Below are 11,591 nucleotides of genomic sequence, written 5' to 3'. Positions count from 1 at the left end.
CGGTCAGCCGACGTCGCCGTACTGCTGGCGCAGGTGTTCGGCGTACCCGCCCGGGGTCCTGCCGGCGAAGCGCCCGCTCGTCACCACCGGCAGCTCGACGGTCGCGTCCACGCGGAACCCGAGCGCTCGGGCCCGGGTGACCAGGCGGGCGTCCTCGTGTTCGGGGACGGGGTCGAACCCGCCGAGCGTGACGTACGCCGCGGCGAGCACGCCGAGGTTGGCGCCGTGCACGTGACCGAGCGCGGCGCCCGGCGGGTGGGCCCGCGTCCACCGGTCGAGCACCGCGGGTGCCAGGTCGTCCGGGTCCGGGACGACGGCGCCGACGAGCACCTGCGCGCCGGATGCCAGTGCGTCGGACTGCTGGACGAGCCACCGCTCGTGCACGCGCGAATCGGCGTCGGTGTGCGCGAGCCACCGAGCCACCGGGTCGCCGTCGTGCGCTCGCAGCGCGTGCGTCGCCCCGATGGACCGTGCCCGACCGACCCCGACCCGGTCCGTGGTCAGGACGTCGACCGGGTACCGATCGACCACGGCAGCGGTGTCGTCCGTGCAACCGTCCAGCACCACCGTGATCGCCGCGTCGACCCCGGGCCGCTCCGTGGCGAGCCGGTCGACCGCCACCAGGAGCGATCCGAGGCACGCGGCGATCCGGTCGGCCTCGTCGTGCGCCGGGACGACCACGTCGATGCGCGGTCGGTGGTGGGGTCCGGTCACCGGACGATCCCCTCGGCCCGGGCCACCGAGGTGACCGCCGGGCCGGGCAGCACGCTCAGCACGAAGTCCGCTTCCACGTGCCGGAGCAGGGCGGGACGCGGCCAGCGTTCGGTCAGCCGCGCGTCCACCGCGTCGCCGCTCGACACGGCCTCGTCGTCGGGGTGCCGCCAGTGACAGGCGACGAGCACGCCGTCGTCGTCGAGCGAGGTGAGCACGCGGTCGATCGTGGCGTCGAGGTCGGCCGGGGACAGGTAGTACCCGACCTCGGACATCACCACCAGGTCCCAGCGGCCCTCCGGCCACTCGGACGGCAGGGCCGCCTGCACGAACCGCGCGGTCGGGGCACGGCGGGCGGCACGCTCGAGCGGTGCCGCCGAGATGTCGGTGCCGAGCACGTCGTCCGCGCGTTCGGCCAGGGCGGCGGTCAGGACGCCGGTCGCACAACCGAGCTCGAGCGCCGAGCGGAAACGCGGGCGGGGGAGCGCCGCCAGCGTCACGGCCCGCTTGCGCTGCTCGTACCAGGACCCGTCGAAGTCCCACCCCTCGGGCTTCCGGTCGTAGTGCGCGTCGAACGACTCGCGAGACCGCGACGCGGCGGACTCCGGCACGAAGAACCACTCGGTCGTCCGCAGGTGGTGTGCGGCGTGCCGGTCGTCGACGATCGCCTCGTCGCCGACCGCGGGCGAGAGCGGCCGGGTCTGCGACGGGTAGGCATCGAGGGCGGCGCGCTTCCGGGCGACGAGGTCCTCGGTCAGCGGCAGCGCTCGAGCGCGGTCCCACGGGGCGACGGTGTGCTCCGGCTCGTCCCAGTGCCACGCCCAGATCGGGTACGCGAGCAGGTCGACGTCGGGGGCGCTCGCCGCGGCGGCCTCGGTGACCTCGCCGGCGATGCGGTGGTCACGGTGCCCGTCTCCAGGCCACGGTGCGACGAGGAGCACCGGGTGCGCGGCCGCGGCCAGCGCCTGGTCGACGGCCTCCGTCACGCGGTCGCGGTGTTCGCGGGTCGTGCCGTCCGGGATCCCGACCGAGGTCGACGTGACGTCGGGGTGCAGGACGCGCACGGCCGCAACGAACTCCGCGTCGCGTGCGGCGGCGAGCGCCTCCGCGGTCGTCGTGGGGGAGTCCGGGTGGGAGCGCTCGCCGCGGGTGAGGAGCAGCACGTGCACGGGGGTGCCAGCCTGCGCAGCCGCCGCGATCAGGCCACCGGCACCGAGGGTCTCGTCGTCGGGGTGCGGTGCGACGACGAGCACGGACCCGGTGTCGGCCAGGTCGATCGCCGGTGCGTCCACGCCGTCGAGGAACCGTGTCCACGCCGCCGGGTCGGTCCCCGGTTCGCGGTGGTCGAAGTTCACCACGCGACACCGCCGCGCTCGAGCACCATCCGGCCGATGCGGGCGAGGTCGCGTGCACCGTGGTCCTGCAGGACGTAGAGCTCGAGGTCGGCGACCCGCGCGGCGACGGCGGCATCGGCGGTCAGCGGTGCCGGGCCGATCGTCGCGACCACCCGTTCGCGCACCGCGTCGACCGACCGGCGCACCCGCGATCGCACCGTCTGGGCGAGCAGCCGCCAGTCGGTGTCGTCGGAGGCCGGGTCGGAGCCGTCGATCCGGGCAGCGGCGTCGGCGAGGGCGTCCTCGGCGTCGGCGAGGTCGGCGACGGTGGCACCGAGGGCCGCCTGCAGCAGCTCGGACTCCGGGTGCGCGGCCGCGGCGTCGCGGAGCACCCGTGCGAGCCCGACCGCGCCGCCCCACCAGCAGGCCGCGACACCGATGCCGCCCCACGCGAAGCCCGGACGCTCCAGGTACCAGCCGGGGGCGCCGACGGCTCGTGCCCGGACACCGTCGAAGTCGACCGGTCCGCTCGGCACGTCGGGCATGCCGCGTGCGACCCAGGCCTCGTCGTGCACGGTGACGCCCGGCTGTCGCAGGTCCACGGCGACCAGGACGCGCTCGTCACCCAGGTGCGCGGTGACCAGGGCGTGCGAGAGCGTCGAGGCGAACGAGCACCACGGCTTCCTGCCGTGGAGCAGGACCGTGCCGTCGTCCTGTGGCGCGGCGTCGAGCCGCAGCCCCAGGCCCTCGGCTGCGAAGACGCCCCACGTGGAACCGTCCGGCGCGTCGACCCCGGCCTGCGCCAGGATCCCGAGGGCGTCCAGGTGCGGTTCGACGGTGCGGGCAGTGGCGACGTCCGCCGCGGCGACCGCGGCGAGCGTGCCGAAGAAGCCGCCGGCCGTTCCGGCGGACAGAGGTGGGGTGGTGGCGGCGACCGCCTGCGCGACCGTCAGGCGGTCCGTCGGTGTCGAGCCGGGCCTCCCGGTCGTCCGTTCGATCCGCGCGGTTTCCAGGTGCCGGGCCGACGACGGCCAGGCTGCAGATCGCAACATGCTCCCAACGTACGGAGCGTCGGGCAGTGGACGTGTCCTCGATCCACAGAACGCACTGGGCCGGGCCACAGACGACTCATAGGAACTTCTCGATACTCGAAGACGTGACCATCTCCCAGCCCGCAGCAGCCCCGCGCCTCACACGTGCCGACGGAACCCCGTTGCGCATCCTGGTCGTCGACGACGAAGCCAGCCTCACCGACCTGTTGTCCATGGCGCTGCGCTACGAGGGCTGGGACGTGAAGAGCGCGAACGGCGGGCAGGACGCCCTGACGACCGCGCGGGAGTTCAAGCCCGACGCGATGGTGCTCGACGTGATGATGCCCGACCTCGACGGGCTGCAGGTGCTGAGCCGGCTGCGGCAGAACAACGACGACACCCCGGTGCTGTTCCTCACCGCCAAGGACTCCGTCGAGGACCGGGTCACCGGACTCACCGCCGGTGGTGACGACTACGTCACGAAGCCGTTCTCCCTGGAAGAGGTCGTGGCGCGTCTGCGCGGGCTCATCCGCCGCTCGCAGATCTCGATCTCCGAGGCCGGAGACTCACGCATCGTCGTCGGCGACCTGGTGCTCGACGAGGAGTCGTACGAGGTGCACCGCGCCGGCCGGCCGATCGAACTGACGGCCACCGAGTTCGAACTCCTTCGCTTCCTGATGCGGAACCCCCGTCGCGTGCTCTCGAAGGCGCAGATCCTGGACCGCGTGTGGTCGTACGACTTCGGCGGCAAGTCCTCGGTCGTCGAGATCTACATCTCCTACCTGCGCAAGAAGATCGACGCCGGCGAGACGCCGATGATCCACACGGTGCGCGGCGTCGGGTACGTCATCAAGCCGACCTCGTGACCCTGCGGCGTCGGCTCGTCCTGAGCATCGTCGCCCTCGTCGTCGCCGTGAGTGCGGTGATCGGGGCGGGGAGCATCATCGCGTTGTTCTCGATCCAGCGCTCCGCGATCGACGAGCAGCTGCAGTTCGCCACGAACCGTGCGCAGCGATCCGTCGAGCAGCAGGGCGGGAGCGGGCCGGGTCTGGACATCGGCCGCCCGTCCGGACAAGCGTCCGGGACCCTGACGGTCTACTTCCTCAACGGGGACGTCATCGTCGGGAGCGTGCTGGACAACGCCGGGGGGATCGAGCGTCTCTCGGCGCCGGTGGTCGCGCCGCTCGGCGGGGTGCACGTCGACGGGCGTCCACACACCATCGACCTCGGCGGTGACCTCGGTCGCTACCGGGTGACCGCGGCGACCGTCGGGCCTGCCGTGCTCGTGGTCGGCCTGCCGATGGCACCCGTCTACGAGAGCGTCTGGAAGCTCCTGGGCGTCGTGCTGGTCGTCACCGGACTCGCACTCCTCGCCGCCTCACTGGTCGCCGCCCTCGTGGTCCGGCGCTCCCTGCGGCCGCTCGACCGCGTCGCCGAGACCGCCTCCACCGTCGCGCGCATGCCGCTCGACCGCAGTGACGCCCTCGACGGCGTCCGCGTGCCGGACACCGACCCCCGCACCGAGGTCGGCCGGGTCGGCAGCGCCTTCAACCGGATGCTCGGGCACATCGGCAGTGCGATGCAGGCGCGGGAACGCTCGGAGCAGAAGGTGCGGCAGTTCGTCGCCGACGCCTCGCACGAGCTCCGGACCCCGCTCGCCTCGGTGCGCGGGTACGCCGAACTCACCCGGCGCATGGGCGGCGACCTGCCGAAGGACGTCGTCTACGCGATGAGCCGCATCGAGTCCGAGTCCATCCGGATGACCTCGATGGTGGAGGACCTGCTGCTCCTCGCGCGGCTCGACGAGGGCCGCGAGATCCAGTTCGCCGAGGTCGACCTGACCGGCCTGGTGCTCGACGCCGTGAACGACGCCCACGCCGCCTCACCCGAGCACCCCATCGAGGTCGACGTCCCACCGGAGCCGGTCACCATCACCGGGGACGCCGCACGCCTGCACCAGGTCATCGTCAACCTCGTCACGAACGCCCGGACCCACACGCCCGAGGGCACCCGCATCACGGTCGGGCTCGCCCCGGTCGACGGCGGCGTGGACCTGACCGTGCGCGACACCGGCCAGGGCATCGACCCGGAGTTCCTGCCGAAGCTGTTCGAGCGGTTCGCCCGTGCCGACAGCTCGCGCTCCCGCACGGTCGGGTCGACCGGGCTCGGGCTCGCCATCGTCGCCGCGGTCGTGCAGGCGCACGGCGGGCGGGTCGAGGTCACGAGCGAGCCCGGGGACACGGTGTTCACGGTGCACCTGCCGCGCGACCCCGCTGCGGCTGCTGCCGCGGCGGGGTCGGTCGCGTCGTCGTCGTCGTCGGCCGAGCCGGCCGAGGGGGCCGGGTCCGCCGACTGGTCGGCGACGCCCGCTGCGGTGGACCGCACCCACTGACGGAGGGGAGGCGCGGGGCGGGCCCGCACCGCGCCTCCCGACCGCTGTTTGGTCTCGTCCACGGCATCTGCTACTGTTCTCGAAGCCAAAGACCGCCGGATGTCGTGCTGCTTGCAACGTGTTTGTGAACATCGTGACCGAAGGTCCTCACTCGTGAGGCATCCCGCGCAGGTGTTCCGAACCACTCCCACCATCTGGTGAGAGCAGCTCCGAGCCTCTGCGCCGGAGCTTTTTTCGTTCGTGGACCTGGGGCTGCCGGCAAGACCCCCAAGGAGAACCATGGCGAACAAGGAAGCTGCGGTCGCCGAGCTCACGGAGTCCTTCCGTAGCTCGAACGCCGTTCTGCTCACCGAGTACCGCGGTCTCACGGTCGCGCAGCTCAAGGAGCTCCGCAACTCGATCCGTGAGCACGCCACGTACGCCGTGGTGAAGAACACGCTGACCAAGATCGCGGCGAACAACGCCGGCATCTCGTCGTTCGACGACGAACTCGCCGGTCCGTCCGCTCTCGCCTTCGTCCACGGTGACACCGTCGCCGTCGCGAAGTCGCTGCGTGCATTCGCCAAGGCGAACCCCGAGCTCGTGGTGAAGGGCGGTTACTTCGACGGTAACCCGCTCACCGCGACCGAGGTGGACAAGCTCGCCGACCTCGAGTCCCGTGAAGTGCTGCTCGGCAAGCTCGCCGGCGCACTCAAGGCCTCGCTGTTCGGTGCTGCGTACCTGTTCCAGGCACCCCTCTCGCAGGCCGTCCGCACCGTGGACGCCCTTCGCGAGAAGCAGGAGTCCGCGGCCTGATCAGGCTCGCGTTCATCAACCACACGTACTAGCTAGTAGTAGGAGAAAATCATGGCGAAGCTTTCGCAGGACGAGCTCATCGAGGCCTTCAAGGAGCTCACGCTCATCGAGCTCTCGGACTTCGTGAAGAAGTTCGAAGAGGTCTTCGAGGTCACCGCTGCTGCCCCGGCCGCTGCTGCCGCTCCGGCCGCCGCTGCCCCGGCCGAGGCCGCTGAGGAGAAGACCGAGTTCGACGTCATCCTCAAGTCCGCTGGTGACAAGAAGATCCAGGTCATCAAGGAGGTCCGTGGCCTGACGTCGCTCGGCCTCGGTGAGGCCAAGGCGCTCGTCGAGACCGCCGACGCCAAGATCCTCGAGGGTGCGAACAAGGAGACCGCCGACAAGGCGAAGGCGACCCTCGAGGCCGCTGGCGCCACGATCGAGCTCGCGTAGTCTCGACCGTTCCGGTCACGAAGGCCGCTGCCCCTCGGGGTGGCGGCCTTCGTCGTGTGCGGGGTGGGGGCTGTGTGCGGCACCTTCGCCGAGACTCGGCTGAGCGGACACTTTGCCGGCCGCTGGAGCGGGAAGTTGTCCGTTGAGCCGAGACTCGATTGTCGCCGATGCTGCTCACGGAGTGATCAACACCCCGTGCGAACGGAGCAGCGCACGGAACCGGTCGAGGCTCTCGAGGTGCCACCAGGTCACTCGGATGACGGACCGAACTTCTCGGTGGGTACGGATGCGGTCCTCCCGGCGCTTCTCCTGCCAGAGGACCTCGCTGGGATCGCGACCTGCGAGCATCTCGCGGTCGACGTACTTCTGCTTGCCATCGAACTCGACGAAGACTCCGGCGTCGGGCAACCAGAAGTCGACTCGGTCACGGAACCCGTTCGTGATGAACTCATGCTGCGGGTGGATGTTGGTCACTCCCAGTTGCACGAGTCGGATCGAAGAGTAGGACTCACCGGGTGACTCGTGTGCCGGATCGAGCGCGGTGGCGACGAGCCGAGCCCTCCGGCCACCGCGCGATGCGGGCGGCGGCAGGTGCTCCTCGAACACTTTCCTGTCGATCGCCTTCATGCGCACTGCATGGTCGATGGCCACGGCGGCGACCGCCGGGTCGCACGTTCGCGCGACGGCCACCGCCGTTCCGAGCGCATCGACCACAGGGACGCCGTCGAATCGACTGGGGCCGAGGCACAGGCCAGCGGGGTCGATGCCGTGTCGAATGAGCCCGACCCGGTGTTCGACACCGACCAGCTTCCAGTCGACGACGTGGATCCGCGCCGGAGCCGGTCCGATCAACGGCCAGCCATGGATGAGTGCAGCCGTGACGTGCGAGAACGCGCTGGTCGGACTCAGGTCAGGAGCGAGAGCCCAAGCCATGGCGAGGTGCTTGTCCGACGTGTCGAGTGCATCCCACACCCGCTTGTCGAGGTAGACACCCGCACGGAGCCGGATGACTCGCCCAGCGGCATGGAGCCGTCGGAGTTGTCGTGCTCGCGATGGATCCGACCGCTCGGCGCGGAGGAGATCGGGGCGTGTCCGGTGAAGCTGCATGATGCGAGTGTGCGGACTCGGATGTGCGCTGTGTGCCCTCCGGCGGGATCTGTGGAGAGCGCAGGTGCACGACTGTCCCGAGGAATGTGCCGAGTCTCGTCTGGGCAGACACTCTCGCGCTTTCGTGAGCCGTAGAGAGTCCGCTTGGCCGAGACTCGTCGCGGGCGGGGCGGGGCGGGGCGGGGCGGGGCGCGGCCGCGGCGCGGCCGCGGGGCAGCGGGGCGCGTCAGCGCAGCGTGCTGTGGCGGCGGCCGTAGGCCAGGTAGAGCAGGGCGCCGGCGACCATCCAGATGCCGAACGCGATCCAGGTGGTGGCGCCGAGGAACACCGCGAGCAGCACGCAGCTCAGGGCGCCGAGGATCGGGACGACGGGGAACAGCGGCACCCGGTACGAGCGCTCCAGGTCGGGCTGCGAGCGACGGAGCACGATGACGGAGACGTTCACCAGGGCGAAGGCGACCAGGGTCCCGATGCTCGTGGCGTCGGCGAGCTCCCCGAGGGGCACGAGCGCGGCGACGATCGTCACGGCGATGCCGATGATCAGCGTGTTCGCGATCGGGGTGCCGGTGCGGCGGGACACCCGGCCGAAGACCTTCGGAACCAGGCCGTCGCGGGACATCGTGAGCAGGATGCGGGTCTGGCCGTACAGGACGGTGAGCACGACACTGGCGATGGCGACGACCGCCCCGATCGAGAACACGAGGGCGACGAGCGGCTGCCCCGTGACGTCGACCACGATGCGGACGAGCGACGCCTCGGACGACGAGAACGCCGTCCACGAGCGGGCCCCGATGGCGGCGATCGCGACCAGGATGTACAGCGCCGTGATGAGCGCGATGGAGCCGATGATCGCCCGTGGCAGGTCACGGCGGGGGTTCTTCGCCTCTTCACCTGCGGTCGAGGCCGCGTCGAAGCCGATGTACGAGAAGAACAGCCGTGACGCCGCTGCGGTGACCCCGGCGGCGCCCATCGGTGCGAGCGGCTCGAAGTTCTGCGCCCGGAACGCCGTGAACGCCACGACGACGAAGAAGACCAGCAGGGCGATCTTCACGACCACCATGACCGTGTTCACCCAGGCGCTCTCGCGGGCTCCTGGCAGCAGCACGACGGTGGCGAGCAGGACCAGGACCGCGGCGGGCAGGTTGACCACGCCGCCGTCGACCGGGGGAGCGGCGAGCGCGGTGGGCAGGTGCAGCCCGAACACGCGGAGGGTCTCGTCGACGTACTCGCTGGCACCCACGGCGACCGCGGCCACCGAGACGGCGTACTCGAGCACCAGGCACCAGCCGCAGATCCAGGCGATGCCCTCGCCCATCGTGGCGTAGGTGTACGAGTAGCTGGACCCCGAGGTCGGGACGGCACCGGCCATCTCGGCGTACGACAGCGCCGAGAGCAGCGCGGCGATCCCCGCGACGACGAACGAGATCCAGACCGCGGGACCGGCGAGCGGGACCGCGGTACCGAGGACGACCAGGATGCCGGTGCCGAGCGTGGCCCCGACGCTGATCATCGTCAGCTGCCAGACCCCGAGCGACCGACGGAGCGGTTCACCGTTCACCCCGCGGGAGGCTTCGGCCTGCAGCTGCTCGATCGGCTTGCGGCGGGCGAGCTGCGCCCCCAGGGACGTGGGACGTGACGGCGCGGACGACATGGGACCTCGGTGGTGCGGGGACGGGGACGGCACATGCTCGCACGCCCCCTGAACGGGGTCAAATACTGCGGTGCTGTGGAGAGGACGGTCGATGTCCGAGCGCGGGGCTACGGTGGCTCCATGAGCATGGGACACAGCGGGCGGGGTGGTGGTCCGCGCGGGAGCGGACGCATCTCGAGCGGTGACTTCCGCGCGCAGAAGGCCGCCAACGCCGAGGCGCCGAAGATCCCGCACCTGGTCCGTCGCATCGCCGCGCTCTTCGAGCCGCACCGCCGGGCGATCGGGCTCACGATCGTCCTCGTGCTGGTCGGCGCGGCCATCTCGGTCGTGCCACCGCTGCTCACCCAGCAGGCGTTCGACCGCGGGCTGTTCCCGCCGTCCGGCCGCCCCGACGTCCCGGTGCTGGTCGAGCTCGTGTCCGCCATGGTCCTGCTCTGGATCGCGAGCGCCGGGGTCGGCGTGTGGCAGACGTACCTGACCGCGACCGTCGGCAACAAGGTCATGGGTGCGATGCGGATGCGCCTGTTCGCGCACCTGCAGCGGATGGAACTCGCGTTCTTCACCCGAACCAAGACCGGCGTCATCCAGTCGCGCCTGCAGAACGACGTCGGTGGTGTGGCGAGCGTGCTGAACAACACGATCTCGTCGGTGCTCGGCAACACCGTGACCGTGATCGCCGCCGTGGTCGCGATGCTGCTGCTGAGCTGGCAGATGACGCTCGTCGCGGTCGTCCTGCTCCCGCTGCTCGTCATCGCGCAGCGCCGGGTCGGGCAGGTGCGAGCGCGGATCGCCGGGCAGACGCAGGAATCGCTGTCCGACATGACGGCCATCACGCAGGAAGCACTGAGCGTCTCCGGCATCCTGCTCGCGAAGAGCTTCAACCAGCAGGCCAGCGAGACCCGCCGCTACGGGGACGAGAACCGCAACCAGATCACCCTGCAGGTTCGGCAGCAGATGTCGGGGCAGTGGTTCTTCGCCATCGTGCAGATCTTCCTGTCGATCATCCCGGCGATCATCTACGTCGTCGCCGCGTACCTGATCCTCGGCGACGTCCCGATCACGGCCGGCACGATCGTCGCGTTCACGACGGTGCAGTCCCGCCTGCTGTTCCCGACGGTCGGGCTGTTGCGCGTGGTCCTCGACCTGCAGACCTCCGGTGCGCTCTTCGCCCGCATCTTCGAGTACTTCGACCTCGAGCCGGCCATCACGGACTCGCCGACCGCGCAGCCCGTGGACGAGTCGAAGGTCGGCCACGTCGCCTTCGAGGACGTCGTCTTCACCTACCCCGACGGTGAAGCCGACAAGCCGACCCTGCGCGGGGTGTCGTTCGAGCTCCACCCCGGGCAGTTCGCCGCCTTCGTCGGGCCCTCCGGCGCCGGCAAGACGACGGTGTCCTACCTGGTGCCCCGGCTGTACGAGGCCACCGAGGGGTCCGTGCGGTTCGCCGGCCAGGACGTCCGCGACCTGGTGCACGAGGACCTCATGCGGCACGTCGGCATCGTCAGCCAGGAGACGTACCTGTTCCACGCCACGATCGGCGAGAACCTGCGGTACGCCAAGCCCGACGCCACCGACGACGAGCTCGAGCGAGCGGCCCGCGCGGCGAACATCCACGACACGATCGCGTCGTTCCCGGACGGCTACGACACCGTCGTGGGGGAGCGCGGCTACCGGCTGTCCGGTGGCGAGAAGCAGCGCATCGCCATCGCCCGGGTCATGCTCAAGGACCCGCCGGTGCTCGTCCTCGACGAGGCCACCAGTGCGCTCGACTCCATCTCTGAACACGTCGTGCAGACGGCCCTCGACACCGCGGCGGCCGGTCGGACCACCATCTCGATCGCGCACCGGCTCTCCACGATCCGCGACGCCGACGTCATCTTCGTCCTCGACCACGGCCGGATCGTCGAGCAGGGCACACACGACGAACTCCTGGCCCTCGACGGCACGTACGCGCAGCTGCACCGGCAGCAGAACACGACGGCGGACGTCGTCCGCCCCTGACGGCGGTGGTCCGGACCGGGTGCCGGACAGGAGGCCCGTGGCGGCGTCCGCACGGGCCTCCCGTCCGCCGCGCAGCGCGACCAGGGCGGGGCAACAGGCGGGGCGATCAGGATGCGTTGTCCGCGCTCGACACATCC

10 protein-coding genes are annotated in these 11,591 nt (G+C 70.9%); 5 read left to right on the top strand and 5 right to left on the bottom strand.

Annotation, left to right across the window (positions count from 1 at the left end; translation table 11 throughout):
* Positions 1-3: 3 nt before the first annotated feature.
* Genes BOSE127_RS07290 through BOSE127_RS07280 form a run of 3 tightly spaced genes read right to left on the bottom strand, consistent with a single transcriptional unit; the run spans position 4 to position 3,097 of the window.
* Entirely contained in the window at positions 4-714 is a 711-nt protein-coding gene (locus BOSE127_RS07290; RefSeq protein WP_159556735.1) for a glycosyltransferase, read from the bottom strand.
* Positions 711-2,069 (bottom strand): PIG-L family deacetylase, encoded by a 1,359-nt coding sequence (locus BOSE127_RS07285; RefSeq protein WP_140448987.1) that lies wholly within the window; start codon positions 2,067-2,069, stop codon positions 711-713. The genes BOSE127_RS07290 and BOSE127_RS07285 overlap by 4 nt, the downstream gene beginning before the upstream one ends.
* Complete coding sequence (locus BOSE127_RS07280; RefSeq protein ID WP_159556733.1) at positions 2,063-3,097, bottom strand: acyl-CoA dehydrogenase family protein; 1,035 nt, start codon at positions 3,095-3,097, stop codon at positions 2,063-2,065. Before BOSE127_RS07280 ends, BOSE127_RS07285 begins: the two co-directional genes overlap by 7 nt.
* A 104-nt stretch (positions 3,098-3,201) precedes the next feature.
* Here BOSE127_RS07280 and BOSE127_RS07275 point away from each other — a divergent pair, with 104 nt between their 5' ends.
* The 4 genes from BOSE127_RS07275 (at position 3,202) to rplL (ending at position 6,695) form a co-directional block, all read left to right on the top strand.
* Positions 3,202-3,942, top strand: coding sequence for a response regulator transcription factor (locus tag BOSE127_RS07275; RefSeq protein WP_017888661.1), 741 nt, complete (start codon positions 3,202-3,204; stop codon positions 3,940-3,942).
* Entirely contained in the window at positions 3,939-5,468 is a 1,530-nt protein-coding gene (locus tag BOSE127_RS07270) for a sensor histidine kinase (RefSeq protein WP_017888662.1), read from the top strand. The genes BOSE127_RS07275 and BOSE127_RS07270 overlap by 4 nt, the downstream gene beginning before the upstream one ends.
* A gap of 279 nt (positions 5,469-5,747) precedes the next feature.
* Positions 5,748-6,263, top strand: coding sequence for a 50S ribosomal protein L10 (gene rplJ / locus BOSE127_RS07265; RefSeq protein WP_017888663.1), 516 nt, complete (start codon positions 5,748-5,750; stop codon positions 6,261-6,263).
* Positions 6,264-6,314: 51 nt separating this feature from the next.
* Entirely contained in the window at positions 6,315-6,695 is a 381-nt protein-coding gene (gene rplL, locus BOSE127_RS07260; protein WP_017888664.1) for a 50S ribosomal protein L7/L12, read from the top strand.
* Positions 6,696-6,869: 174 nt separating this feature from the next.
* On the opposite strand, the gene BOSE127_RS07255 is transcribed toward rplL, so the two are convergent.
* On the bottom strand, positions 6,870-7,628 hold the full coding sequence (locus tag BOSE127_RS07255; RefSeq protein WP_159556731.1) for a hypothetical protein: 759 nt from the start codon (positions 7,626-7,628) through the stop codon (positions 6,870-6,872).
* A 400-nt stretch (positions 7,629-8,028) separates the two neighbouring features.
* Positions 8,029-9,453 carry an amino acid permease gene (locus tag BOSE127_RS07250; RefSeq protein ID WP_056070694.1) on the bottom strand — a complete coding sequence of 475 codons (1,425 nt, stop codon included), beginning with the start codon at positions 9,451-9,453 and terminating at the stop codon, positions 8,029-8,031.
* Between the two features lie 126 nt (positions 9,454-9,579).
* Here BOSE127_RS07250 and BOSE127_RS07245 point away from each other — a divergent pair, with 126 nt between their 5' ends.
* On the top strand, positions 9,580-11,454 hold the full coding sequence (locus BOSE127_RS07245; protein WP_056070697.1) for an ABC transporter ATP-binding protein: 1,875 nt from the start codon (positions 9,580-9,582) through the stop codon (positions 11,452-11,454).
* Positions 11,455-11,591 lie beyond the last annotated feature (137 nt).

It is taken from the genome of Curtobacterium sp. 8I-2 (genome assembly GCF_902506155.1).
Lineage (GTDB): Bacteria > Actinomycetota > Actinomycetes > Actinomycetales > Microbacteriaceae > Curtobacterium > Curtobacterium poinsettiae.
Note: the sequence above shows the minus strand (reverse complement) of the source record. Positions and strands in the feature narration are given on the sequence as shown.